The sequence below is a fragment of the Comamonas sp. DB36 genome (genome assembly GCF_057914905.1).
The window spans coordinates 547707-573305 of sequence record NZ_CP196631.1 but is presented as its reverse complement, the minus strand read 5'-3'; the positions used below and the strand labels follow the sequence as shown (position 1 = coordinate 573305).

Genomic DNA, 25599 nt, shown 5'->3' with positions numbered 1-25599 from the left:
ATGGCGCTGCGGCCTGTCCTCGCGCTACATTACGCGGTAATTTCCTCGCGCTTTCAGCCCTCCCAAACCATGTCCAAGAACGCGCTGCCGGCCACGCAAATACTTCCCAGCCCTGTGCTGCTGGTGGAAGACGAGTTCCCCATTCAGGAACGCCTGCTGAAGATCATGCGCGATCTGGGCTATGCCACCGAAGTCATTCGTGTTGCCGGCACGCTCGCGGATGCCCGCCGGCTCGCGGCAGCGCAGCGTTTCGCGCTGGCCCTGGTCGATCTGGGCCTGCCCGATGGCAACGGCTGTGATTTCATCGCCGAACTGCGCCAGAGCGACCCGTCTCTGAGCATTCTTGTGATCTCCGCCTGGAGCACGCAGGAAACGATATTGCGCGCGCTGCATGCGGGCGCCACGGGCTATCTGCTCAAGGAACGCGACGACCTGGAAGTGATGCTGTCGATACGCAGCGTGCTGCGCGGCGGCGCACCCATCGATCCCTTCATAGCCCGGCATATCCTGGCCGAACTGCCGCAGGCAAAAGAAGAGAGCGCAGAGACCGGGCCCGCGCGCGTCGTGCCCCCCAGCGTACTGACAGCACGCGAAGCACAAATCCTGGCGCTGGTCGCCGACGGCAAGTCCAATCGGGATATCGCGGAACACCTGCAGATCTCGCGCTACACCGTTGAATGCCATATCACGCACATTTACCGCAAGCTGGAAGTGTCCTCGCGAACCAAGGCCATCAACGAAGGACGCCTGCGCGGCCTGCTCAAATAGCGGCCCGTCTGCTGAACCGCGCCTGAAGCCGGTTCATTTGCACCCTGGCGGCGGGCGCCGCCGCCAGGGTGCCTTCACCGCCGGAACATTCGATCCACGCCGCGGCGGGAAAAAGACAAGCTCGGGGATACCCTCAGATCCTCGCGCCTGGGGTTAGGGCGACCTCGACGCAACGAACATCTTGCGTTGTTCGTTGACGAGAAGTCAAATGGAAGGGGAATTACAGAACTTCTATTTATCTTCGTTACACCGTTGAATGTCATATCACGCGCATTTATCGACCCCTGAAATTTTTGTCGCGCTCTCGAACCATCCACGCAGCGTTTTTGCACGGCCTCCCCCCCGGCCGTCGAGGCAATCCGCACTGCGCTCGCTGCTGCTCACCATAGCGCTGCTGGCATGCAGTCTGCTCCAATCCGCCTGGGCTCAGACCTGCATGCCCACCATTGGGGCGGTGCACGCCGCCAAGGAACTGCCCGGAGCATCCGCGCGCCCCACTGAGGGCTGGGAGCCGGTGACGCTGCCCGACACCTGGACCCTGCGCTGGCCCGACTACAGCGGCACGGTCTGGTACCGAATCATGCTGCGCGAAGACTGCGGCGCCACGGGCGCGCGCGACGAGCCCGTGGCGCTGATCACCGAATCGATCAACATGGCCGGTGAAATCTTTTTGAACGACACCTTGCTGTGGCGCGATGCCAGCCTGCAGGAGCCGTTGTCGAGAAGCTGGAACATTCCCCGGTACTGGATCCTGCCCGAATCGGCACTGCGGCCTTCCGACAACGCGATATGGATCCGTATCCAGGGTCGGGCCGTCGTCAAGCCAGGCCTGGGCAGGGTCATGACAGGTCCCGCAGCGCCGATGCTCGCGTATCTCGAAAAGATCAGCTGGTCACACCGCTCGGTCTATGTGATCAACATCATTGCGTCCTTGTGCATCGCGGGCTTGTTTGCCGGCATCTGGATTCTCTACCGCAGGCAATCCGTGCATGGCTGGTTCTCGCTGCTGAACTTCGCCTGGGTCGTGTTTTTTTACAACATCGTGGCCACCGATCCCTGGCCATTTGGCGATACCGTGGGCGTGGCGCGGGCCAACACCATCGCATTCATGGCGTTCTGCGCGTTCTATTGCATATTCAGCTACCAGTTTCAGGAACGTACCCAGCCACGCTGGCAGAAACGCGCACTGATCGCGCTGACGCTGGGCATGTCGCTGCTGGTGGCGCTGGTACCGGAAAGGCATCTGGCTGCCACCACGCAGCTGGCCTGGGATACACACATATTGGTTTTTGTCTGGGCGTGTTGCGCCCCGCTGATCCATGCCTGGCGCAGCCGCAAGCGAGAAGATGCCTTCTATTCCTTGGTGGGCCTGGGGTTCGTGTTCATCGCACTGCACGATATGCACACCTTCAACCTCGGGGCATCAGACGCCCTCATGCTGACGCCTTACGCCAACCTGCTCACGATGATCGTGATCGCCGGCGTGCTGAGTTCGCGCATCGCGGCCAGCATGCGCCGCATCGAACGCTTCAATGTGGAACTCACGGCCGCGGTCGGGAAGGCCTGCCTAGAACTCGAAACCACGATGGGCAAGGAACACCAGCTCGCGCTGTCGAATTCGCGCCTGCAGGAACGGCTGCAGTTCATTCACGATCTGCACGACGGCTTCGGCAGTGCGCTGGTGCGGGCCATCGTCCAGGCCGAGCACAGCGCAGATGCCCAGGGCCATGCCGAAGCGGCGCGGCATGTCTCCACGCTCAAGTCGCTGCGCGATGATCTGCGCAATGTGATGGACGGCGGGCGCACCGCCACCGCAGACACGCCCGCGACACCGGCCGAGTGGATGGCACGAACGCGCCACCGCTTCTCCACGCTGTTCGATGAACTCGACGTGACCAGCCACTGGTCATGCCTGCCAGAATGGCCCGAGCCGCCCAGCGTCGCGGTCTGCCTGGAACTCACGCGCCTGCTCGAGGAAGCGCTGTCCAACGTGCTCAAGCACAGCGCGGCAACCGAAGTCGACATCAAGCTGGAGGCGGACGCGCACGGCGCGCTGACGCTGGAAGTGCGCGACAACGGCGTGGGCTTCGACATCGCCACCGTGAGCCACGAGGCCAGCGGCATAGGCCTGTCCTCCATGCAGGCCCGCATCGCCCGACTGGGCGGCCAGTTGCACCTCGAGTCCCGGGCTGGCCGCAGCGTGGTGCGTGCCAGCCTGGGCCGCGAGCCCGCGTTACGCGCCGAGTAGCATGGCCGGCTTCAGCCCGCCTTTGCCCGCGCCGCTTCGCGCAGGAAGTTGACGAAAGCCTGGGTGCGCGGGCTGCGGCCCTTGCGCGTGGGCACCAGCACCATCACGGGCGCCGCGCCGAAAGTCCAATCGTGCATCACGCGCTCCAGCCGCCCGGCCGCCACGGCGGCCGCGGCGTCCCATTCGGAGCGCAGCACCAGGCCCATGCCGTCTTCGGCCCACTGCCGCGCGACGCTGCCGTCGTTGGTCACGAACGCCGGATGCACGCGCAGCGTCTCGCCTTTGCGCCCGCTTTCGGCCGGGCGCATATGCCACAGCGTCACGTCCTCGTCGTTCTCGCGTATGCAGATGCAGGAGTGGTAGGCCAGGTCCTGCGGACTGCGCGGCCTGCCATGTTCGCGCAGGTATGCGGGGCTGGCGCAGAGCCAGCGCTCGTTGGTCGCCAGCGGGTGCGCGACCCACGATGAGTCGCGCACCGTGCCCACATGGACCACGACATCGGCGTCGTGCCGGTCGGGCCAGGGCGTCTCGCGCAGATCGAGCTGCAGGCGCAGGCTCGGGTGCAGCCGCGAGAACCGCGCGAGCAGCGGAGCGACATGGGTGCGGCCGTAGCCGAAAGGCGCGGAGACTCTGAGCGTTCCGGTCAGCTGCTGGTCGTCGCGTTGCAGCGATTCGCGCAGGCCGTCGAGCTTTTGCAGCAGTTCGTAGGCCTCGCGGCCGAAACGTTCGCCTTCGGAAGTCAGCTGCAGCTTGCGCGCCGTGCGATTGGCCAGCACCAGCCCCAGCGTGGCCTCGAGCTTGCGCAGGCGCATCGACAGGGCCGGGGGCGTGACGCCCAGCGAGCGCGCGGCGGCGCTCAGGGAACGCTCGCGCAGCAGCGCTGCAGCAAGGCGAAGATCGTCGATCTGCATATTCAGCTGTGCTTAACGATTGATGATGAAAGAGTGAAAACCAGAGACCAGGATCGAAGCCTACAGTAGATCCATGCAGAACACCTCATCCCCCTCCTTTGCCGCTGGCGACCGCTATCCGCGCGCCGTGCTGTTCGACCTGCTCACGGCCTTGCTGGATTCCTGGACCGTATGGAACGCCGCCGCGGGCTCAGAGCCCGCGGGGCGCACCTGGCGCGCGGAATACCTGCGCCTGACCTATGGCTGCGGCGCCTACGTTCCCTACGAAGAACTGGTGCGCCAGGCGGCGGCCAATGTGGGCCTGCCCGCCAGCGCGCCCCAGGCCCTCGAAGACCAGTGGGACGGCTTGCCCGTCTGGAGCGGCGCCCGGGAACTGCTGCAGGCGCTCAAGCCGCATTGCAAGCTGGCCGTGGTGACCAACTGCTCGCGCCAGTTGGGCGAGCGCGCCGCGGCGCGACTGGGCATCGCCTGGGATGCAGTCATCACGTCCGAGGAAGCGGGCTTCTACAAGCCCGATCCCCGGCCCTACCAGCTGGCCTTGCAGCGGCTGGAAGTGAACGCCGCCGACGCGGCCTTTGTAGCCGGCTCGGGCTACGACATGTTCGGCACGGCCAGCGTCGGCCTGCGCACCTACTGGCACAACCGCGTGGGCCTGGCCAGGCCCCAGGGTGCGCCCCTGGCCGACATCGAATCCCCCACGCTGGAGAGCGCGCTGCCCTGGCTGCGGACTTTCCAGGCCTGAGCAATCCACCGAGGAGTCCACCATGAACGACCGCATCCGGCGCGCGGCCCTGCTTGCCGCGGCCTCCAGCCTGAGCCTGCTGGCCGCGCCCGCGAGCTGGGCCCAGCCCGCCTTTCCCGCGCGTCCCGTGACGCTGATCGTGCCGTTTCCGGCCGGCGGCCCGAGCGACGCGCTGGCGCGCTCGGTGGCCCACAAGATGGCCGAGCATCTGGGCCAATCGATCGTCATCGAGAACCTGGGCGGCGCCAACGGCGTGATCGGCCTCACCAAGGCCATCAAGGCCAGCCCCGACGGCTACACCATTGCTTTTGGCGGCATAGGCACGCATGTGGCCAACGTCGCGCTCTACAAGAAACTGGCTTACGACCCCGTCGCGGACTTCGTTCCCATAGGCCCGGCGGGCGCCTCGCCGATGGTGCTGCTGGCGCGCGCCGACCTGCCTGCGGCCAACCTGGGCGAGTTCGTCGCCTGGGCCGCGCAGAACAAAGCCAAGGCGTCCTACGGGAGCGCGGGCGTGGGCTCCATTTCGCACTATGGCTGCGTGCTGCTGCTGTCGGCGCTGGGCCGGAACGTCACGCACATCCCATACAAAGGCGTGGCGCCCGCAATGAACGATCTGATGGGCGGCCAGACCGACTTCATGTGCGACCAGACGACGACGGCCTTGCCGCAGCTCGCGGGCGGGCGCATCAAGCCCATCGCGGTGCTGTCGAATGCCCGCCTGGCGCAACTGCCCAACGTCGCCACGGCGGCACAAGCCGGCTACGCGCTCGACATCCGCTCCTGGAACGCATTCTTCGCGCCGCGCGCCACGCCCCAGCCCGTCGTGGCGAAGCTGACCGCGGCGCTGCAGCACGCGGTCGCCGACGCCGCGCTGCGCAGGCAGATGGCAGCCCTGGGCGTGGATCTGCCGTGGCCGCAGCAGGCCACCTCCGCGGCGGTGTCGGCACTGATTGCCCGCGGCCTGCGCGAAGACGTTCCGGCCCTCAAGGCCAGAAGCGAATACCTCGACTGAACCCATGACACCCATGCACAACGATCTCACCACCCTCGATACGCCTGCGGCCATCATCTCGCTGGAAAAGATGCAGCGCAACATCGCGCGCATGCAGCAGCGCGCCAACGCGCTGGGCGTGCGCTTTCGTCCCCATGTCAAGACCACCAAATGCGCCGAAGTCGCGGCCGCGCAGCGCGCCGCCGGCGCCAGCGGCATCACCGTCTCCACGCTCAAGGAAGCCGAACAGTTCTTCGCCCAGGGCGAGACCGACATCCTCTACGCCGTAGGCATGGCGCCCCACCGGCTCGCGCAGGCACTGGATCTGCGCGCGCGCGGCTGCGGGCTGCAGATCATGACCGACAGCGTCGCGGGCGCCCAGGCCATCGCCGACTTCGGCAGGCAGCATGCGCATGCGTTCGAGGTGCTCATCGAAATCGATACCGACGGCCACCGCTCGGGAATCAAGCCGGATGAGGACGCGCTGCTGGACGTCGGCCGGGTACTGCATCGCGGCGGAATGCATCTCGCGGGCGTGCTCACGCATGCCGGATCGAGCTATGAACTCGCTGCGCCAGCCGCCATTGCACAGCTGGCCGAGCAGGAGCGCGCGGGCTGCGTGCGCGCCGCCCAGCGCCTGCGCGCGGCCGGCCTGCCCTGCGAGATCGTCTCGGTGGGCTCCACGCCCACGGCGCTCGAAGCCGCATCGCTGGAAGGCGTGACGGAGCTGCGCGCCGGCGTCTATGTGTTCTTCGATCTGGTGATGCGCAACGTGGGCGTCTGCAGCGCAGACGACATTGCGCTGAGCGTGCTGACTACGGTGATAGGCCACCAGGCCGACAAGGGCTGGGCGATCGTCGACGCCGGTTGGATGGCCATGAGCCGCGACCACGGCACCTCGAAACAGCAGCGCGACTACGGCTACGGCCAGGTCTGCACGCTCGATGGACAGGCGATTGACGGCTACATCCTGTCGGGCGCAAACCAGGAGCACGGCATCCTGTCGGCGCCAGGCGCGCCGGACACGGACATCGTCAACCGCTTTCCCATGGGAACGCGGCTGCGCGTGCTGCCCAACCATGCCTGCGCGACCGGCGCGCAGTTTCCTCAATACCACGCGCTGGCCGAAGACGGCACGCTGCGCACCTGGGAGCGCTTCCATGGCTGGTGAAATAGATCTGGCGGCGCCGGTCTACGTCCAGGCCCCAATGCTCGCCCCACCCGGCGGCCACTACAGCCATGCGTGCAGCGGCGCGGGCCTGGTGTTCATCGCCGGGCAGCTGCCGATCACGCCGCAGGGCGAGCGCCTGGTGAACGCCGCGTTCGAGATCCAGGCCGCGCAGGTGCTGGAGAACGTCAAACAGGCCTTGCATGCCGCGGGCAGCGGCGTCGAGCGGCTGCTGCAGGTGCGCGTCTATGTGGACGACATCGCGAACTGGCCGGCTTTCGACGCGCTGTACCGCGAGTGGGCCGGCGCCTCACGCCCGGCCCGCGCCGTCGTGCCCACGGGGCCGTTGCACTTCGGCTTTCTGGTCGAGATGGAAGCCGTCGCGCTCGCCTGAGGACTTATTCCACCGTCACCGACTTCGCGAGATTGCGCGGCTTGTCGACGTCGGTGCCGCGCGCGCAGGCAGTGTGATAGGCCAGCAGCTGCAGCGGCACGACATGCAGGATGGGGCTCAGCGCGCCGTAGTTCTCGGGCATGCGGATCACATGCATGCCTTCGGCGCTGGCGATATGCGTGTCGGCGTCGGCGAGCACATACAGCACGCCGCCGCGCGCGCGCACTTCCTGCATGTTGCTCTTGAGCTTTTCCAGCAGCGCATCGTTGGGCGCGACCGTCACCACGGGCATGGCGCTGGTCACCAGCGCCAGCGGGCCGTGCTTGAGCTCGCCCGCGGGATAGGCTTCGGCATGGATGTAGCTGATTTCCTTGAGCTTGAGCGCGCCTTCGAGCGCTATCGGGTAGTGGATGCCACGCCCCAGGAACAGCGCATTCTCGCGCTGCGCGAACTCCTCGGCCCAGCTGATCAGCTGCGGCTCCAGCGCCAGCACCGCCTGCAGCGCCACGGGCAGGTGGCGCATGGCGGTGAGGTAGCGCGCTTCGTCTTCCTCGGTCAGGCGCCCCTTGCTTTGCGCCAGCGCCAGCGTCAGCAGGAACAGGCCCGCGAGCTGCGTGGTGAAGGCCTTGGTCGAGGCCACGCCGATTTCGACGCCGGCGCGCGTGATGTAGGCCAGCTCGCATTCGCGCACCATCGCGCTGGTCGCGACATTGCAGATCGTCAGCGTGTGCTGCATGCCCAGGCTTTGCGCATGGCGCAGCGCGGCCAGCGTGTCGGCGGTCTCGCCCGACTGGCTGATGGTCACCACCAGGGTGCGCGGATTGGGCACGCTGGTGCGGTAGCGGTATTCGCTGGCGACTTCGACCTGGCAGGGAATGCCTGCAATGCCTTCGAGCCAGTACTTGGCCGCGCAACCGCTGTAGTAGCTGGTGCCGCAGGCCAGGATCAGCACGTTGTCGACTTCCTTGAACACGCGCCAGGCCGCGGCGCCGGTCTTGCCGTGCACGCAGGCGCCGTCGAACAGCTCGGGAACGATGCCCAGCACGCCGTCTATGGTGTCGGCGATCGCGCGCGGCTGCTCGAAGATCTCCTTTTGCATGTAGTGGCGGTAGGGGCCGAGTTCGGCCGCGCCGCTGTGCGCATGCACGGTGCGCACCGGGCGCTGCTCGGCACCCAGCGCTTCGCCAGCCTTGTCGAACAGCCAATAGCGGCCGCGCTGCAGGTCGACCATGTCGCCTTCTTCCAGATAGACGATCTGGTCGGTCACGCCGGCCAGCGCCATGGCATCGCTGGCGACGAAATGCTCGCCGCCTTCGCCTACACCCAGGATCAGCGGCGAGCCCGCGCGCGCGCTGACCAGACGCTCGGGCTCGTCCTTGTGCATCACGGCCAGCGCGTAGGCACCGTGCAGCTGGGCGACCGCCGCCTTGAACGCTTCGAACAGGTCGCCGTTGTAGAGGCTGTCGACCAGATGGGCAATGACTTCGGTGTCGGTCTGGCTCACGAACACATAGCCCTTGGCCTGCAGGCTGGTGCGCAGCGCTTCGTAGTTTTCGATGATGCCGTTGTGCACCAGCGCCACGCGCGCCGGCTGGCCCGGCAGCGCCTCGCCCGGGCCGAAGCTGAAATGCGGGTGGGCGTTGCGCACCGCCGGCTCGCCATGGGTCGCCCAGCGGGTGTGGGCGATGCCCGTGAAACCCTGCAGGTTCTCGGTCTGCACCTGCTCGAGCAGCTCGGCCACGCGCGCCGTGCTGCGCGCGCGCTGCAGGCCGGTGCTGCGCACGCCGGACGCATCCAGCGCATGCACGGCGACGCCGCAGGAGTCATACCCGCGGTACTCGAGCCGTTGCAGGCCCTGCACCAGCACGGGAACGATGTTGCGATGGGAAACGGCGCCGACGATGCCACACATAAGGAATGCTCCTGAAGAAAGACAGGCGATGCTATGCTGACAACCAAGAAATATTCAGTTGATATTCAACAACTTATGAAACTTAATTTCTCAAACTGCCAATGGAGAAATTAAATTTCATATTCATGCAAACTTCAAAATAAATGATCGACGAAATCGACCTGCAACTGCTGGATTTATTGCAACGGGATGCAAGCCTGAGCAACCAGGCGTTGGCCGAGCGCGTCAACGTGTCGCCGCCCACCTGCCTGCGCCGCGTGCGGCGTCTGCACGAGGACGGCATCATCGAGCGCCAGGTCGCCTTCCTGCAGCCCGAGCGCCTCGCCGCGCTCGCCGGTCACGGCCTCACGGCCTGGGTGGAAGTCACGCTCGACCGCCAGGATGCGCAGGCGCTGGACCGCTTCGAAGCCCGCGCCGTGGCCGAAGATGCCGTGCAGCAATGCTGGCGTGTGTCCCCCGGCCCCGACTTCATGCTCGCCACCTGGACGCGCGACATGCCCGATTACCTGGCTCTGACCCAGAGGCTGTTCACGCAGGACAGCAATGTGCGCAACGTGCGCGCCTTCTTCGCCACCAAGCGCGCCAAGTTCGAGACCAAGATTCCGCTGGCCCCCCTGCGCTGAGCGCGGATTTACCCGGCGGCAGGAGCCGGCCAGTCGACGGTCACGGTGCAGCCCTGGCCGGGCGCGCTGTGCAGCGCAATGTCTGCACCCTGCAGTCGCGCCGCGGTCTGCGCGACCGCCAGCCCCACGCCCGCGCCGTCGAACTCGGACTCGCGGTGCAGGCGCTGGAACAGTCCGAACACCTGGCCCGCGCGCGCGCCGTCGCAGCCCACGCCGTTGTCCTGCACCTGCCAGCGCCAGGCGCCGCCGGGCAGCGCCTGCGCCTGCAGGCTGATGCGCGGCATGGGCTGGCCGCGCGAGAACTTGAATGCATTGTCGAACAGCGCGGCCAGCATGGGGCGCAGCAATTCGGGCGCAGCCTGCAGCGGCACGGGCGCCAATGGCAGCTCCCACTGCACCTGCTCCCCTGCGGGTTCGGCCGCGAGCAGCGCCGCGCGGACTTCGGCGGCCATCTGCGCCAGGTCGACGCTCTGGCGGCGCTGCGGCTCGCGCAGCATTCCGGCGACCTGCAGCACGCCATCGAGCATGCCGCCCATGCGGCGCGCCGCCTGCTCCATCACGCCAAGAAACTGTTCGGCCTCCTGCGCATCCGCGCCTTGCAGGCCCGCCACATGCAGGGTTTCGCGCAGCAGGGGCGTGTACGAAGTGATGTGGCGCAGCGGCGCGCGCAGATCGTGCGACAGCGCGCGCAGCCAATCGTCGTGGCTGGCGCGCAGCGCGGCCAGCTCCTGCTCGCGCTGGGCCAGCAAGGCCAGCGCCTGGGGCAGATCGGTCGCAAGCGCGCTGTCCGCAGAAGCGCTGGGAGCAGGGTCGGGCATCATGGTTTGGGAAGTTTGCTCGGTCGTTTCCAGTTAGCGATATTGGCCTGACGGCCGCGCCCCACAGCCAAGGTGCCAGCCGGCACATCCTTGGCGATGGTCGAGCCGCCACCGATGGTCGCGCCCGCGCCTATCGTGACCGGCGCCACCAGCACGCAGTTGCTGCCGATGTGCGCATCGGCCTCGATCACCGTACGGTGCTTGTTGACGCCATCGTAGTTGGCCGTGATGCTGCCGGCGCCATAGTTGACGCGCTCACCCACCGTCGCATCGCCGAGATAGGCCAGGTGGTTGGCCTTGGCGCCATCGGCCAGAGTGCTGTTCTTGACTTCGACGAAGTTGCCGATATGCACTTCGCGGCCCAGTTGGGCGCCGGGGCGCAGGCGCGCGAACGGGCCGACCAGCGTGCCTTCGCCTACCGTGACGCCCAGCTTTTCGCCGTCGATGTGGGTATAGGGGTGGATCACCGCGCCCGCGCCAATGGTGGCGTTGGCAATGCTGCAATGCGCGCCAATCGACGCACCCGCGCCAATCGTCACCGCGCCGCTGAAGATGCAGCCGACATCGATCTCCACGTCCTGGCCGCAGGTGAGCGCCGCGCGCGCGCCGCTGCGCTGGTCGTCGCGCAGGTCGAAGCGCGCGGGATCGGCCAGGCGCACGCCCTGCTCCATCAATGCATGCGCCTGGCGCAGTTGGTGGGCGCGCTCGAGTTCGGCCAGCTGCACCGGGCTGTTGACGCCCGCGACCTGCAGCGCGTCATCAATGCAATGCGCGACCACGGCCACGCCGTCGGCCACGGCCATCGCCACGATGTCGGTCAGGTAGTACTCGCCCTGGGCATTGTCGTTGGTCAGGCGCGCCAGCCAGGCACTGAGCAGGCGCGCGGGCACGGCCATGATGCCGCTGTAGATTTCGGTGATGCGGCGCTGTTCCTCGCTCGCATCCTTGTGCTCGACGATGGCCTGGACCGCGCCTGCCGGCGTGCGCACGATGCGGCCGTAGCCGCTCGGGTCGGGCAGGGTCACGGTCAGCAGCGCGAGCTTGTCGCTGCCTGCGGCGTCGACCAGGGCCTGCAGCGTTGCGGCTTGGGTCAACGGCACGTCGCCCGACAGCACCACGGCGACGCCGTCGTCACGCAGCAGCGGCACCGCCTGCTGTACCGCGTGTCCCGTGCCCAGCTGGGGTTCCTGGCGCACGAAATCGAGTGCAAAGCCCATTGGGCGGGCATAGGCTGCCGCGGAAATCGCGGCTTCCACTTCAGCCGCACCATGACCGGTCACCACCACCGCGCTGCGCGCTCCGAGGTGCGCAGCCTGGTCCAGCACATGCTGCAGCAGCGGCCGGCCCGCGAGGCGTTGCAAAACCTTGGGAAAACGGCTTTTCATGCGCGTGCCTTTGCCCGCGGCCATGATGATGAGGTCCAGTGATACTGTCATTTGATTGCTTGTCGTGATCGTAAGAATGCGCCTGAGGCACAGACATGGTGCCGAATTATCGCGCCCGGTCCTTGCCCGCACATACCAGCGGCAACCCCAGGTAACGGCAAACAAATATCTTTTACATTTCAGTGCGACACCGGCAGTCCTTTGCCGCCGCATTCCTGCCCTGGAGCTGTCCATGTCCTCTTCACCGCTCCCCGCATCGTCAGCCGCCGCACTGCCGCTGCGCACGCGCGCCGTGGCCGCAGGCCATCTGCGGGCCTTTGTGGCCGCGGCCGAGCACCTGAATTTCCGCGCCGCCGCCGACACCTTGGCGCTCACGCCGTCGGCCGTGAGCCGACAGATCCAGGCCCTCGAAGACGAGGTGGGCGTGGCACTGTTCCTGCGCCACACGCGCGCCGTGGAGCTCACCAGCGCCGGCGTGCACCTGCTGCGCGCGGTCGCGCCAGGGCTGGAGCGCATTGACGCCGCGGTGCGCCAGCTGCGCCAGACCGCGGGGCGCAAAAGCGTGGCGATCACCACCTGGGCCAGCTTCGCGGCCATGTGGCTGATTCCGCGGCTCGAAGCCTTTCAGCGCGAATTTCCCGACATCGACATCCGCATCGACACCTCGGACACCGTGATGGACATGGAGACCACGGATGTCGATCTCGCGCTGCGCTACAGCCGCGCGCCCGAGGGCGTGGGTGCCGAGCGGCTGTTCGGCGAACAGTTGGCTGTCGTGGCCAGCCCCTGGCTGCTGCGCAGCCAGCCCGCGATCCGCACGCCGGCCGATGCCGCGCGCTTCACGCTGATCGAGACCGGCGACGCCCAGCGCCTGCCGCAGCTTGCCTGGCTGGGCTGGCAGCGCTGGTTCCATGCGCACGGCTGCGCGCAACTGCAACCGCCGCGCTGGCTCTATTTCAATTACGCCCACCAGATCGTGCAGGCCGCGCTTGCCGGCCAGGGCCTGGCGATCGCGCGCCTGCCGCTGGTGGCCGACGCGCTGGCCAGCGGCGATCTGGTCGAAGTGCTGCCCGCGCACCGGCTCGACTCGCCCCTGGCCTACTGGCTGCTGCCCGGCCCGCGCAGCGCGCCGCGACCCGAAGTGCAGGCCTTCTGCGACTGGCTGCGCGGCCAGGCCGCGCTGACGCGCGCGGCCATGGGCACGCCCTGAATATCAGCCCAGGGTCACGCGCGCAAACTTGCGCTTGCCGACCTGCACCACGAAAGTGCCGGCATCGAGCTTCAAGCCGCGGTCGCTGATCACCGCACCATCGACGCGCACGCCGCCGCCGTCGATCAGGCGGTTGGCTTCGCTGCTCGATGGCGCCAGATTCGCCTGCTTGAGCAGCGCACCAATGCCCAGCGGTGCGCCGGACAGCGCAATTTCGGGGATTTCATCGGGCACGCCGCCCTTGCTGCGGTTGATGAAGTCCTGCTCTGCGGCATCGGCGGCAGCGGCGGAATGGAAACGCGCGGTGATTTCCTTGGCCAGCATGACCTTGGCATCCTTGGGATTGCGCCCGCCCGCGACTTCGGCCTTGAGCGCGGCGATCTCGGCCAGGCTCTTGAACGACAGCAGCGTGTACCAGTCCCACATCAGCGTGTCCGAGATCGACAGCACCTTGGCAAACATGGTGTTGGCTTCCTCGGTGATGCCGATGTAGTTGTTCTTGGACTTGGACATCTTGTCCACGCCGTCCAGACCCACGAGCAGCGGCATTGTGAGCACACACTGCGGCTCCTGGCCGTATTCCTGCTGCAGATGGCGGCCCATCAGCAGGTTGAACTTCTGGTCCGTGCCGCCGAGCTCCAGGTCGGCCTTGAGCGCGACCGAGTCATAGCCCTGCAGCAGCGGGTAGAGGAATTCGTGCAGCGAGATCGACTGGCCGCCATGGAAGCGCTTGTGGAAATCGTCGCGCTCCATCATGCGCGCCACGGTGTACTTGGCCGACAGCTCGATCATGCCGCGCGCGCCCAGTTTGTCGCACCATTCGCTGTTGTAGCGCACTTCGGTGCGTGCCGGATCGAGCACCATCGCCGCCTGGCGGTAGTAGGTTTCGGCGTTGATCTTGATCTGTTCGGCCGTCAGCGGCGGGCGCGTGGAGTTGCGGCCCGAGGGGTCGCCGATCAGCGTGGTGAAGTCGCCGATCAGAAAGATCACCTGGTGGCCCAGATCTTGCAGCTGGCGCATCTTGTTGAGCACCACCGTATGACCGATATGAATATCCGGCGCCGTAGGATCAAGACCCAGTTTCACCCGCAAAGGCACGCCGGTGGCCGCCGAGCGCGCGAGTTTGCGCGTCCATTCCTCCTGGGGCAGAAGCTCTTCGACGCCGCGCAAAGTGATTTCAAGCGCTTGTCCTACCGCTTCGGTGACTGGGTATGTTGTAACAGCAGGTTGATTCATAAGGGTTTTTTTCGATGCTGGGGAAGTGCCCCCCGTTATAATTCGTGGCTTGTCGCTGTGGCGAATTCTAGTAGGGTCCCCGTATCGACACTGTCGAATGGCCTCCAACCCCTGGAAAGCGCGTCCTGTCGCACCTCCTTTTCCTCGTCCGAGTGGACGCGCACCGAAACGGGAACTCCATTTTGAAATCTGGACTGATCATTGCCGGCAATGCTTTGCTGGCGCGGATAAGTAACACACTGCAACAGCATCCCAAGCGCGTTACCGCCGCGCTGGCTGCCCTGTTGCTGACTGGTGGTGGTGGTGCTTTCGCCGTGGCGTCGCTGGGTCCCGATCCAGCCGATCTGCCGGTCCGCACCCTGACCCAACAAGTCGTCTCGCTGGCCGATGACACGCCTCTGGTCGAGCTGACCGAGCTGCAGGACTTTGCGCTCTACCGCTCCGACCTTTCGCGCAGCAACGACAACGCCGAAGCGCTGCTGCAGCGCCTGGGCATTGCCGATCCCCAGGCCTCGGCCTTCCTGCGCAGCAATGAGCAGGTGCGCCAGCACCTGCTGGCGCGCGGCGGCCGCCTGGTTTCGGCCGAAGCCACGAACGACCATCAACTCACGCGCCTGACCGCGCGCTGGGCACCCGATGACGACAGCACGAAGTTCCAGCGCCTGGTGGTGGAACGCAAGGACAAGGGTTTCGTGACCCGTCTTGAAACCGGCGATCTGGTGTCGAACAACCGCCTGGCCGGCGGCGTGATCCAGAGCTCGCTGTTCGCCGCGACCGATGCGGCCAACATCCCCGATGCCGTCGCTTCGCAACTCGCCGAGGTGTTCAACGGCAAGATCGACTTCCGCCGCTCGCTGCGCAAGAACGACCGCTTCACCCTGGTCTACGAAACCCTGGAAGCCGATGGCGAACCGCTGCGCAGCGGCCGCCTGCTGAGCGCCGAGTTCCACAACAATGGCGATGTGCACCAGGCCATGTGGTTCCAGGAACCCGGCACCAAGGGTGCGTACTACTCGCTCGACGGCTCCAGCCTGGAGCGTTCGTACCTCTCCGCTCCGCTGGCGTTTTCGCGCGTGAGCAGCGGCTTCGCCATGCGTTTCCACCCCATCCAGAAGACCTGGCGCGCGCACAGCGGCACCGATTTCGCGGCGCCCACGGGCACGGCGGTGCGCAGCGTGGCCGATGGCATCGTTGAATTCTCGGGCGTGCAGAACGGCTACGGCAACGTGATCTTCGTCAAGCACCCCGACAACAATGTCACGGTCTACGCCCACCTGAGCCGCATGGATGTGCGCAAGGGCGCACGCGTGGAACAAGGCGCGACCATTGGCGCCGTCGGCTCCACCGGCTGGGCTACAGGGCCTCACCTGCACTTCGAAGTGCGCGTCAACGGCCAGGCCCAGGACCCGCTGACCGTGATCGGCACGGCGCAGGCCGCACGCCCGATTTCTACGGCGTCGCGCGCTCTATTCAACCGCAAGGCCGCGCAGATGCGTCTGGCCCTCGACTCCGCCGGCCAGACGCTGGCCAGCGCGGAATAAGCCGCCGCCTTCCGCCTCTTCCCGAAAGCCGCTGCAAAGCGGCTTTTTTCATGTCTGCGGTGCACCACGCCGCTAACATTGCCCCATGACCTCTGCTGCCCCCACCCCGGATCTCTATATCGGCCTGATGTCGGGCACCTCGCTCGATGGAGTGGACGGGGTGCTGGTCGACTTCCAGCGCCAGACACATGTATTGCAGCATGCGAGCTGCGGCTTCCCTGTCGGACTGCGCGCCGAGCTCATGGAGCTCAACACCGCAGGCGACAACGAACTGCACCGCGCCGCGCTCGCGGCCAACGCGCTGGTCGCCTGTTATGCGGACGTGGTGCACCAGCTGCTGCTGCAGGCCAGCGTGCCGGCGCAGGCGGTCAAGGCCATAGGCGCCCACGGACAGACCGTGCGCCACCGCCCGCAGATGTTCGACGGCACGGGCTATACGCTGCAGCTCAACAATCCCGCGCTGCTCGCCGAGCGCTGCGGCATCAGCGTGGTGGCCGACTTCCGCAGCCGCGACGTGGCCGCGGGCGGCCAGGGCGCGCCGCTGGTGCCTGCCTTCCACCAGAGCGTGTTCGGCCGGCCCGGCCAGACGCTGCTGGCACTCAACATCGGCGGCATTTCCAACCTCAGCGTGCTGCCCGCCGACGGCCAGGTCAGCGGCTTCGACTGCGGCCCGGGCAATGCGCTGATGGACGCCTGGTGCCAGCGCCATACGGGCCGGCCTTATGACGACAACGGCGCCTGGGCGGCCAGCGGCAAGGTGCTGCCCGCACTGCTGCAGCGGCTGCTCGACGAGCCTTTTCTGCAGCAGGCCCCGCCCAAGAGCACGGGGCGCGACCTGTTCAACGCGCAGTGGCTGCAGCAGCGGCTGGAATGGCTGCCGGCGCACACCCGCGCCGAGGATGTGCAGGCCACGCTGACCGAATTCACCGCGCGCGCCTGCGCCGACAGCGCTTTGCGCTGGGGTCGGGACGCGGAGCAACTGCTGGTCTGCGGCGGCGGTGCGCTCAACGGCCATCTGATGGCGCGCATGGCCGCGCTGCTGCCCGGCATGCAGGTGCAAAGCACCGAAGCTGGCGGACTGCCGCCGCTGCAGGTCGAAGCCGCGGCCTTTGCCTGGCTCGCGCGCCAGACGCTGCTGGGGCTGCCGGGCAACCTCGCGCGCGTGACCGGCGCGCGCGGGCCGCGCGTGCTCGGCGCGATCTACCCGGCCTGATCAGGTCCCGCGGTCCAGCCGGGCAAAGATCGACGCCGAGAACAGCGTCAGCACGCCCATGCAGACAAAGGTCGCCTGGAAGGCGTGCAGCACGGCCTCGGGCCTGGCCTGGCCCCATAGTTCATGGAATCCCGCCAGCACCGCGCCCGCAATGCCCACGCCCAGCCCCATGGCCAGCATCTGCACCATCGACAGCAGGCTGGTGCCGCTGCTCGCATGGGACGTTTCCAGGTCCTTGAGCGTGACGGTGTTCATGGCCGTGAACTGCATCGAATTGGTCGCGCCGAAGACCAGCAGCTGCAGGATGCGCAGCCATTGCGGCTGGTCCGGCGCGACCAGCGCAAAGCTCGCGATCATCAGCGCCAGCAGCACCGTGTTGGCGACCAGCGTGCGTCTGTAGCCCCAGCGCTCGATCAGCGCCGCAGCCACGCGCTTGACGGTCATGCTGGCCAGCACCGTGGGCAGCATCATCATGCCGGCCTCCATGGGCGAGAAGCCCAGGCAGACCTGCAGCACCAGTGGAATCAGAAACGGAATGCAGGAGCCGCCCAGGCGCGAGAACAGGTTGCCCAGCAGGCCTATGCGCAGGCTGCGCACCGTGAACAGCGCTGGAGCGAACAGCGGATCGGGCCGGCGCCGCGCATGCCACCAATAGACCAGCAGGCTGGCCGCGCCCGCCGCCAGCAGCGCGCCTGCGCCCAATGCTCCGAGCAGCGCATGGCCTTCGAGGGCCAGCGACACGCCCACCATGGCAAACGCCAGCAGCGCATAGCCGGCGCCGTCGAAGCGCCGGTGGATGATTGGCGCAGCATCGCGCATATGGCGCAGCGTGGCCAGCAGGCCCAGGATGCCCACCGGCACATTGACCAGGAAAATCCAGTGCCACGAGGCGTACTCGACCATCCAGCCGCCCAGCGTGGGACCGATCAGCGGGCCGACCAGCCCCGGCAGCGTGACGAAGCTCATGGCCTTGAGAAACTGCTCGCGCGGAAAGGCGCGCAACACCGCCAGCCGGCCCACGGGCAGCAGCAGCGCGCCACCGCAGCCCTGGACGACGCGCGCCAGCACCAGCTGGTTCAGGCTCGCGGCCAGCGCACACAGCAGCGAACCGAGCACGAACAGCGCAATCGCCATCAGGTACACGCGGCGCGTGCCGAAGCGGTCGGCGACCCAGCCCGAAGCCGGAATCACCAGCGCCATGGTCAATGAGTACGCGACGATCACCGACTGCATGCGCAGCGGGCTCTCGCCCAGGGCCTGCGCCATCGCAGGCAGGGCCGTGTTGACGATGGTGGCGTCCAGCGTCTGCATGAAGAAGCCCAGGGCCACCAGCCACAGCAGCACCGAATTCGAGCGATCAGTCGTCATGGAGAAACATCAGTGCCATCAGCAGGCGGGAACGGGCGTAAAAAAACCGCCTCTGACAGCGGTCTCATGGACATGGGCGAACTTTATGAATGGGCATGTCCCATCGTGGGGGCACCGAGCAAGGGCCGCCCCGCAGCAAGGGTGCCGTCCCCCTCCACCGAAGGTTGAGAGGGGGAAGCCGGGGCCGGCCATCCGGCGAAGCGGCTCAGGGGGTGCATCATTTATGCAGAGAAGCTGGAGCCGCAACCGCAGGTGGTCGTGGCGTTCGGGTTCTTGATCACGAACTGCGCGCCCTGCAGGTCTTCCTTGTAGTCGATCTCGGCGCCCACCAGGTACTGGTAGCTCATGGCGTCGATCAGCAGCGAGACGCCGTTCTTGGACATGACCGTGTCGTCTTCGTTGGTGATTTCATCGAACGTGAAACCATACTGGAAGCCCGAGCAACCGCCGCCTTGCACGAACACGCGCAGCTTCAACTCAGGGTTGCCTTCTTCGGCGATCAGGTCCGCCACTTTCGCCGCGGCACTGTCGGTGAAAAGGATGGGAGAAGGCATTTCGCTCTGGATGTTTTCTGCAACGGCGCTCATGTGGGTACTCCGATATTCAAGGTTTGAGGGGAATGGTACTGCAAATCGCTCGGGAATTCGGACCCCTGCGCGCTTGCCGCTTATGCAAGTGGGGCCTTTATCCGCCGACAGTCAGTGCGCCAGCTTGAACACCGCCACGGCCTGAACCAGTTGCCCGGCCTGGGCCTGCATGCTAGCCGCGGCAGCGGCGCTTTCCTCGACGAGCGCGGCATTCTGCTGCGTGACCTGGTCCATCTGGATGATGGCTTCGCCGACCTGGGCCACACCCGTGCTCTGCTCGGCGCTGGCCGAACTGATCTCGCCCATGATGTCCGTGACGCGCTGCACAGAACCGACGACTTCCGACATCGTGGTGCCGGCGCGATCGACCAGCGCGCTGCCCTGCTCGACCCGCTGAACGCTGGCGTCGATCAGCTGCTTGATTTCCTTGGCGGCCTGGGCGCTGCGACCCGCGAGGCTGCGCACCTCGCTGGCGACCACGGCGAAGCCACGGCCCTGCTCGCCCGCGCGCGCCGCTTCGACCGCGGCGTTCAGCGCCAGGATATTGGTCTGAAATGCAATGCCATCGATCACGCCGATGATGGCGGCAATCTGGCGCGAGCTGTCATTGATGGTCTGCATGGTTTCGGTGACCTGGCGCACGACCTCCCCGCCCCGCACCGCCGCCGTGGATGCGGTCTGCGCAAGTTCATTGGCATGCCTCGCATGCTCGGCGTTCTGCTGGACCGTGGCGCTGAGCTGCTCCATCGAGGCGGCGGTTTCTTCGAGCGCCGACGCCTGCTCTTCGGTGCGCTGGCTCAGATCGCTGTTGCCCTGCGCGATCTGTGATGCCGCCGTCGCCACCGACTCCGAACTCTGGCGCACTTCACCCACCACCCGGGTCAGGCTGGCCTGCATATGCTGGAGCGCAGACAGCAGCTGTGCGGTTTCGTCCTTGCCCTGCGCGTCGAACTGCCGGCTCAAGTCGCCCGCAGCCACGGCGCGCGCCACCGCCACCGCGCGCGCGATGGGGCGGGTGACGGTCCGGCTGAACAGCACGCCCGCACCCAGGCCGGCGCCAAAGACCACGAACATCAACGTCAGCGAGATCATGGTCGCCCGGCGAGCGCTGCTGTCTGCGCGCAGCGACTGTGCAGCGCTGTCGGCCGCGATCTTGTCGCGCGATTCATCGAGCAGCCGCGCGGGTTCGCGATCGATTCCGCTGACCGCGGAGTCGCCGGCCAGCGGATCGAAGCCGGCGGCCTTGAACGCGTCGAATCCGCGCCGATAGCGCGCGGCCATGTCGGCATGCGAGGCGGCGAACTTCTCGACCAATGCCCTGGCTTCACCCGCAGGCAGGGACGCAATCAGCCTGCGGCTGGCCGCCTCCACGTCGCGCGACAGCTGGTTGAAAGCGCTCCAGTGGCGGTCCAGGGCTTTCGGATCCTTGCCGCGCACCAGCACATTTTTCCATTCCTGCACCTGCGTCTTGAACGCCAGTGCCATGTCGGCGACGTCGCGCTCGCTGTCATGGCGGGCCTTCACCGTCGTGGCGTAGGTAGTGAGCGATTGGTTGAGTTGCTGGATTCCGAGCAGTGCGGCGCACAGCATGAAGAGCAGCGATGCGGCGATGACCAGAGGCAGTTTGAGACTGAGTTTCACGATTTCTTCCCGCTCTGCGCTGGAGGGCAGAACAGCTGGTGCGTGGGTGAGGCGCATGCGCCGCTGAGGTGCACGCCCATGAAAAAAGCCACCCGAAGGTGGCTTTTCTTGCGCCCGCCGCAGAGACTGCGGCAGACTGCAGGACTGGAGGCTTAACGCTTCGAGAACTGCTTGGCGCGGCGAGCAGAGCGCAGGCCGACCTTCTTACGTTCGACTTCACGGGCATCGCGCGTCACGAAGCCGGCTTGGCTCAGGACGGGCTTGAGGCCTGCGTCATAGTCGATCAGTGCACGGGTGATGCCGTGACGGGCAGCACCGGCCTGGCCGGATTCGCCGCCGCCGTGCACGTTGATTTGCACGTCGAAAGCTTCGAGGTTTTCCGTGAGTGCCAGCGGTTGCTTAGCAATCATGATGGAAGTTTCGCGGCCGAAGTACTGCTGAATGTCTTTGCCATTCACAGTAATCTTGCCGGAACCCTTCTTCAGAAACACGCGGGCGACGCTGGATTTGCGACGGCCTGTGCCATTGTTCCAATCACCAATCATCTCAAGGCTCCTTAGATTTCCAGCGCTTTGGGCTGCTGTGCGGTGTGGGGATGCTCAGCACCGCCATACACCTTGAGTTTCTTGATCATGGCGTAGCCCAGAGGACCCTTGGGCAGCATGCCCTTGACGGCCTTTTCCAGAGCACGACCGGGGTGCTTCGACTGCATATCACGGAAGTTCGTGGCAGTGATGCCGCCCGGATAGCCGGAATGACGGTAGTACACCTTGTCCAGGGACTTGGTGCCAGTCACTTTGAGCTGGGCTGCGTTGATGATGACGATGAAGTCGCCGGTATCAACGTGAGGTGTATAAATGGCTTTGTGTTTGCCGCGCAGACGGAGGGCAACTTCGCTGGCTACCCGGCCGAGCACCTTGTCGGTGGCGTCAATCACAAACCACTCGTGTTGCACCTCAGCGGGTTTTGCGCTGAATGTAGACATGAGTTTTCTCTTTTCGATAAGAGGGTTTGAAGGTCCTTTTCCACGGTCGGCGCTTCTCTGAAGGAAGCCTCTTAGGTGGCGATGCCCGCAGCCTCTATGCACATAGTGCATGACCGCAAACACTCCGCCGCGGGACCAAAAAATCGCTGCGAAGCTCTCCATTATACGAAATGCGGCAACCCTTGTGCTGCATGACCTTGGCCGGCATGTAAAAATACCTGCCCATTCCCAAAGACCTGCGCTCTTGCCTCTTGGCAGCGTCTGGTTACCATTGCCCCATGTTTAGTTATCGCCACGCCTTCCATGCGGGCAACCACGCCGACGTGCTCAAGCACGCGGTGCTGATTGCCACCTTGCAATACCTCACGCAGAAAGACGCGGCGTTGACCGTTCTGGATACGCACGCCGGCGCGGGCCTGTACCGCCTCGACGGCGACTACGCGAGCAAGAGCGGAGAAGCCAGCGAAGGCGTTCTCAAGCTGGCCCAGACGCCGACCGAGGAACTCGCTCCCATCCTGCAGGAATACCTGGCGATGGTGCGCTCGTTCAATCAGGGCAGCGGCATTCGCAACTATCCGGGCTCGCCGTTCATCAGCCAGGCCCTGTTGCGCTCACACGACAAACTCAAGCTGTTTGAGCTGCATCCGACCGACATGCGCTCGCTCGCCGGCAACGTGACCCAGCTCGAAGCCGGCCGCCAGCTGGCCGTGCTGCACGAAGACGGCTTCGAAGGCGTGAAGAAATTCCTGCCGCCGGTCTCGCGCCGCGCGCTGCTGCTGTGCGACCCGAGCTACGAGATGAAGACCGATTACGGCCGCGTGCTCGACATGGTGACCGACAGCCTCAAGCGCTTCCCCACGGGCACCTACGCCATCTGGTACCCGATCATTCCGCGGCCCGAAGCCCACGATCTGCCGCGCCGTCTCAAGACCATGGCCGTCAAGGCCGGCAAGAGCTGGCTGCACGTGACGCTGACCGTGAAGAGCAACAAGACGTCCGAGCGCGGCGGCCTGCCCGCGAGCGGCATGTTCATCATCAGCCCGCCGTTCCAGCTCAAGGAACTGCTCAAGCCCGCCATGCCCCAGCTGGTCAAGCTGCTGGGCCAGGACAACAACGCGACCTTCTCGCTCGAATCCGGCGGCTGATTTCCGGCGCTGCGTCCAGCAAAAAGCCAGGCCGCTGCCTGGCTTTTTGCATTTGCGCCTCAGCGCTTGCGCTGAGGCGCGACCTTCTTGCGCGGCGCAGGTTTGGCTTTTTGCTGCACGCGGGCGACAGGCTTGGCTGCCGCGGGCTCGGCATCGGCCGCGGCTTCGTCGAACATTTCAGGGCACTCTTCCTCGTCCTTGTCGAGCTGCCACAGCTCGACAGGCTTGATGCCCAGGCCGACCATGCCCAAGGCTTCGGCCGCGCCCTGACTCAGGTCGATCACGCGGCCATGCGAGAACGGCCCGCGGTCGTTGATGCGCACCACCACGGCCTTGCCGGTGATGCTGCTGCGCACGCAGACACGCGTGCCGAATGCCAGCGTGCGGTGCGCTGCCGTCAGATCCTGGCTGTCGAAACGCTCGCCGCTGGCCGTGCGCCGGCCGTGAAAGCGCGGGCCGTACCAGGATGCCAGGCCCTGCTGATCGCTTTCGCGCGGCGGCGACAGCTCATAAGGCGAAGAAGGCGGCGCGGCAGGTTCGGCGACGGGCGGCAAGGCCGGCTTGGGCTTGCGCGGCGGCCGTGGCCGCGACGGCGCGGGGCGCTCGAAGGGATCGGCCGGCTGCAACGAGTCGGCAGGTTCGGGACAGGCCTGGGTCGTGGTGTCGCCCTCGCCACCGCCCACGGGCACGGTGCAGGTCGACAGCGCAGCGCCGGACTCCTGGGCCACGGGCAGCGGCGTACAGGCCGCAAGCCACAGCGACATGCCGACTATTCCCAGCCAGCGGGTCCACCGCGCGCAGCGGGTTTTGCTTTCATCCATTGTGTCTCCTGGAATTGCGGCTCGAGCGCCGGTGCGCAGGCCGCCGCAACGCCGACCGCAATGTTTACAAGCCCAGCCGCTCGGCAATGGCCAGCACGGCCGCGCTCTGGTTCATGGTGTAGAAGTGCAGGCTGGGTGCACCTTGGCTGCGCAGACGTTCGCACAATTCGGTCACGACATCCAAGCCAAAAGCCTTGATGGAGGCAGTGTCATCGCCGTAGCCTTGCAGGCGCAGGCGTATCCAACGCGGAATTTCCGCGCCGCAGGCGTCGGAAAAGCGCAACAGCTGGGTGGAGCTGGTGATGGGCATGATGCCGGGCACCACGGGAACGTCCAGGCCCAGCGCGCGCGCGCTGTCGACAAAGCGGAAGTAGGCGTCCGCGTTGTAGAAGTACTGGGTGATCGCCGAGTCGGCGCCGGCATTGACCTTGGCCGCGAACGCCTGCAGATCGGCGTCGGGCGAGCGCGCCTGGGGGTGCATCTCGGGGTAGGCCGCAACTTCGATATGGAAGGCGTCGCCGAACTCCGCGCGGATGAACGCCACGAGATCGCTCGCGTACTGGAATTCGCCGCCCAGGCCGTAGCCCGAAGGCAGATCGCCGCGCAGCGCGACCAGGCGCGCAATGCCCATGGACTGCAGCTCGCGCAGCTCGGTGCGCACGCTTTCGCGCGTCGCGCCCACGCACGAGAAGTGCGAAGCCGCGCTCATGCCTTCCTGCTGGATTTCCTGCACCAGGCGGAAGGTGCCCGACTGCGTGGAGCCGCCCGCGCCATAGGTCACAGAGCAGAACTCGGGCCGGCGCACGGCCAGTTGCTGGCGCACGGCGCGCAGCTTTTCCGCGCCTTCGGGCGTCTTGGGCGGGAAGAACTCATAGCTGATGGGAAGCGTGGTCCGGGTCATGCGCTCCTCCGCGCGTGCACGAAGAACTCACGGTTGCCGTCGCCGCCGGTGATGGGGCTGTCGATCCAGCCGCGCACTTCGAGGCCCAGCTCGGCCAGGCATTCGCGGATGCGTGTCTCGACCACGGCATAAGAGGCCACGTCGCGCACCATGCCGCCCTTGCCGATGTGCTCGGGCTGGAGTTCGAACTGCGGCTTGACCAGCATCAGCAGGTCGCCCGCGGGGGCCAGGAAAGGCACGACGGCGGGCAGCACCAGCGTCTGCGAGATGAAGGACAGGTCGCCGACGATCAGGTCGAACTGCTGCGATTCATCGGGCGCGCCTTCGAACGCGCCGGCCTCGACCAGCGTGTCGGCATCGAGCGTGCGCGCATTGACGCGCTCGAGGCACACGATCTTCTCGTGGCCGCGCAGCGTCAGATTGAGCTGGTCATGGCCCACATCGACGCCGACCACGCGCTCGGCGCCCTGCTGCAGCAGGCAGTCGGTGAAGCCGCCCGTGGACTGGCCCACGTCGAGGCACCACTTGCCCTGGGCCGAGACCTTGAACGCCGCCAGCGCGCCTTCAAGCTTGAGGCCGCCGCGCGACACATAGCGCGCCTCGGCGATGTCGAGCAGCCGCAGTTCGGCGTCGCCAGCGAGGTCTTCGCTGTTCTTCTTGATGGCCTGCCACTGGCCCGTGGCCGCGGTGCGCCACTCGACGCCAGAAGCGATCAGGCGCTGGGCTTGCGCGCGGGAAGCCGCCAGGCCCTGGTCTACAAGCAATTGATCGGCACGCATGGAGTTAATCCGTCTTAAAAATGGAATCGCTACCGCCGGCGCAGGGGCCGGCGGCAAAGTGCCCCTGACTCAGGCAATTCCAGTCAGCCCGGGAAATTGTCCGTTCGTCCCGAGCTTGTCGAAGAATGAACCGGCATTTTCCTTGAGGACAGGCCGTTCATGGTTCGACAGGCGCAACACGAACGGTTGGGCTGTCTGGCATTGCCCTC

At 66.3% G+C, this 25599-nt stretch carries 24 protein-coding genes; 11 read left to right on the top strand and 13 right to left on the bottom strand.

The window, feature by feature from the left end; genetic code table 11:
• Positions 1-69: 69 nt before the first annotated feature.
• Positions 70-768: a LuxR C-terminal-related transcriptional regulator gene (locus ACSVDO_RS02665; protein WP_489594798.1), complete on the top strand. Its 699-nt coding sequence runs from the start codon at positions 70-72 to the stop codon at positions 766-768.
• Between the two features lie 436 nt (positions 769-1204).
• Complete coding sequence (locus ACSVDO_RS02660; RefSeq protein WP_489594797.1) at positions 1205-3016, top strand: sensor histidine kinase; 1812 nt, start codon at positions 1205-1207, stop codon at positions 3014-3016.
• Positions 3017-3027: 11 nt separating this feature from the next.
• Here ACSVDO_RS02660 and ACSVDO_RS02655 read toward each other — a convergent pair whose 3' ends face one another.
• Complete coding sequence (locus tag ACSVDO_RS02655) at positions 3028-3927, bottom strand: LysR family transcriptional regulator (protein WP_489594796.1); 900 nt, start codon at positions 3925-3927, stop codon at positions 3028-3030.
• Between the two features lie 73 nt (positions 3928-4000).
• Between ACSVDO_RS02655 and ACSVDO_RS02650 the strand changes: the two genes are divergently transcribed.
• The 4 genes from ACSVDO_RS02650 to ACSVDO_RS02635 are packed head-to-tail and all read left to right on the top strand — an operon-like array spanning position 4001 to position 7225.
• Positions 4001-4669, top strand: a complete 669-nt coding sequence (locus ACSVDO_RS02650) for an HAD family hydrolase (RefSeq protein WP_489594795.1) — start codon at positions 4001-4003, stop codon at positions 4667-4669.
• Positions 4670-4691: 22 nt separating this feature from the next.
• Entirely contained in the window at positions 4692-5684 is a 993-nt protein-coding gene (locus ACSVDO_RS02645) for a tripartite tricarboxylate transporter substrate-binding protein (protein ID WP_489594794.1), read from the top strand.
• Between the two features lie 4 nt (positions 5685-5688).
• Positions 5689-6834, top strand: a complete 1146-nt coding sequence (locus ACSVDO_RS02640) for an alanine racemase (RefSeq protein WP_489594793.1) — start codon at positions 5689-5691, stop codon at positions 6832-6834.
• Positions 6824-7225, top strand: a complete 402-nt coding sequence (locus ACSVDO_RS02635) for a RidA family protein (protein ID WP_332533870.1) — start codon at positions 6824-6826, stop codon at positions 7223-7225. Before ACSVDO_RS02640 ends, ACSVDO_RS02635 begins: the two co-directional genes overlap by 11 nt.
• 4 nt (positions 7226-7229) lie before the next feature.
• On the opposite strand, the gene glmS is transcribed toward ACSVDO_RS02635, so the two are convergent.
• Entirely contained in the window at positions 7230-9137 is a 1908-nt protein-coding gene (gene glmS / locus ACSVDO_RS02630; protein ID WP_332681508.1) for a glutamine--fructose-6-phosphate transaminase (isomerizing), read from the bottom strand.
• A 143-nt stretch (positions 9138-9280) separates the two neighbouring features.
• On the opposite strand from glmS, the gene ACSVDO_RS02625 reads away from it, so the two are divergent.
• The gene (locus tag ACSVDO_RS02625; RefSeq protein WP_332533868.1) at positions 9281-9760 is read left to right on the top strand and encodes an Lrp/AsnC family transcriptional regulator; all 480 of its coding nucleotides are present in this window, start codon (positions 9281-9283) and stop codon (positions 9758-9760) included.
• A gap of 8 nt (positions 9761-9768) precedes the next feature.
• Here ACSVDO_RS02625 and ACSVDO_RS02620 read toward each other — a convergent pair whose 3' ends face one another.
• Together ACSVDO_RS02620 and glmU are read right to left on the bottom strand one after the other, a co-directional pair.
• The gene (locus ACSVDO_RS02620; RefSeq protein ID WP_332681510.1) at positions 9769-10581 is read right to left on the bottom strand and encodes a sensor histidine kinase; all 813 of its coding nucleotides are present in this window, start codon (positions 10579-10581) and stop codon (positions 9769-9771) included.
• Complete coding sequence (glmU, locus tag ACSVDO_RS02615) at positions 10578-12014, bottom strand: bifunctional UDP-N-acetylglucosamine diphosphorylase/glucosamine-1-phosphate N-acetyltransferase GlmU (RefSeq protein WP_489594792.1); 1437 nt, start codon at positions 12012-12014, stop codon at positions 10578-10580. The genes ACSVDO_RS02620 and glmU overlap by 4 nt, the downstream gene beginning before the upstream one ends.
• A gap of 181 nt (positions 12015-12195) precedes the next feature.
• On the opposite strand from glmU, the gene ACSVDO_RS02610 reads away from it, so the two are divergent.
• Positions 12196-13173: a LysR substrate-binding domain-containing protein gene (locus ACSVDO_RS02610; protein WP_332533865.1), complete on the top strand. Its 978-nt coding sequence runs from the start codon at positions 12196-12198 to the stop codon at positions 13171-13173.
• A gap of 3 nt (positions 13174-13176) precedes the next feature.
• On the opposite strand, the gene tyrS is transcribed toward ACSVDO_RS02610, so the two are convergent.
• Entirely contained in the window at positions 13177-14409 is a 1233-nt protein-coding gene (gene tyrS / locus ACSVDO_RS02605) for a tyrosine--tRNA ligase (RefSeq protein ID WP_332533864.1), read from the bottom strand.
• 182 nt (positions 14410-14591) lie between these two features.
• Here tyrS and ACSVDO_RS02600 point away from each other — a divergent pair, with 182 nt between their 5' ends.
• Both ACSVDO_RS02600 and ACSVDO_RS02595 read left to right on the top strand, forming a co-directional pair.
• Complete coding sequence (locus ACSVDO_RS02600; RefSeq protein ID WP_489594791.1) at positions 14592-15950, top strand: peptidoglycan DD-metalloendopeptidase family protein; 1359 nt, start codon at positions 14592-14594, stop codon at positions 15948-15950.
• A gap of 85 nt (positions 15951-16035) precedes the next feature.
• Positions 16036-17163 carry an anhydro-N-acetylmuramic acid kinase gene (locus ACSVDO_RS02595; protein ID WP_332533862.1) on the top strand — a complete coding sequence of 376 codons (1128 nt, stop codon included), beginning with the start codon at positions 16036-16038 and terminating at the stop codon, positions 17161-17163.
• Here the strand turns inward: ACSVDO_RS02595 and mdtD are convergent, their stop codons facing one another.
• From mdtD to rplM, 5 genes are all read right to left on the bottom strand, one after another.
• Entirely contained in the window at positions 17164-18531 is a 1368-nt protein-coding gene (mdtD, locus tag ACSVDO_RS02590) for a multidrug transporter subunit MdtD (RefSeq protein WP_489594790.1), read from the bottom strand. It abuts the gene before it with no gap.
• Positions 18532-18752: 221 nt separating this feature from the next.
• Positions 18753-19118 carry an iron-sulfur cluster insertion protein ErpA gene (gene erpA, locus ACSVDO_RS02585; RefSeq protein WP_332533860.1) on the bottom strand — a complete coding sequence of 122 codons (366 nt, stop codon included), beginning with the start codon at positions 19116-19118 and terminating at the stop codon, positions 18753-18755.
• Positions 19119-19229: 111 nt separating this feature from the next.
• Positions 19230-20759: a methyl-accepting chemotaxis protein gene (locus ACSVDO_RS02580; RefSeq protein WP_489594789.1), complete on the bottom strand. Its 1530-nt coding sequence runs from the start codon at positions 20757-20759 to the stop codon at positions 19230-19232.
• 152 nt (positions 20760-20911) lie between these two features.
• Positions 20912-21304 (bottom strand): 30S ribosomal protein S9, encoded by a 393-nt coding sequence (rpsI, locus tag ACSVDO_RS02575; protein WP_175505228.1) that lies wholly within the window; start codon positions 21302-21304, stop codon positions 20912-20914.
• An 11-nt stretch (positions 21305-21315) separates the two neighbouring features.
• The gene (rplM, locus tag ACSVDO_RS02570; protein ID WP_159917394.1) at positions 21316-21744 is read right to left on the bottom strand and encodes a 50S ribosomal protein L13; all 429 of its coding nucleotides are present in this window, start codon (positions 21742-21744) and stop codon (positions 21316-21318) included.
• 278 nt (positions 21745-22022) lie between these two features.
• Here rplM and ACSVDO_RS02565 point away from each other — a divergent pair, with 278 nt between their 5' ends.
• On the top strand, positions 22023-22889 hold the full coding sequence (locus tag ACSVDO_RS02565) for a 23S rRNA (adenine(2030)-N(6))-methyltransferase RlmJ (RefSeq protein ID WP_332533856.1): 867 nt from the start codon (positions 22023-22025) through the stop codon (positions 22887-22889).
• Positions 22890-22948: 59 nt separating this feature from the next.
• Here the strand turns inward: ACSVDO_RS02565 and ACSVDO_RS02560 are convergent, their stop codons facing one another.
• The 3 genes from ACSVDO_RS02560 to ACSVDO_RS02550 form a co-directional block, all read right to left on the bottom strand.
• A complete protein-coding gene (locus ACSVDO_RS02560; RefSeq protein ID WP_489594788.1) occupies positions 22949-23710 on the bottom strand; it encodes a septal ring lytic transglycosylase RlpA family protein in 762 nt (253 codons plus the stop codon).
• 64 nt (positions 23711-23774) lie between these two features.
• A complete protein-coding gene (metF, locus tag ACSVDO_RS02555; protein ID WP_489594787.1) occupies positions 23775-24611 on the bottom strand; it encodes a methylenetetrahydrofolate reductase [NAD(P)H] in 837 nt (278 codons plus the stop codon).
• Positions 24608-25390: a TlyA family RNA methyltransferase gene (locus ACSVDO_RS02550; protein ID WP_489594786.1), complete on the bottom strand. Its 783-nt coding sequence runs from the start codon at positions 25388-25390 to the stop codon at positions 24608-24610. The genes metF and ACSVDO_RS02550 overlap by 4 nt, the downstream gene beginning before the upstream one ends.
• Positions 25391-25599: the final 209 nt, after the last annotated feature.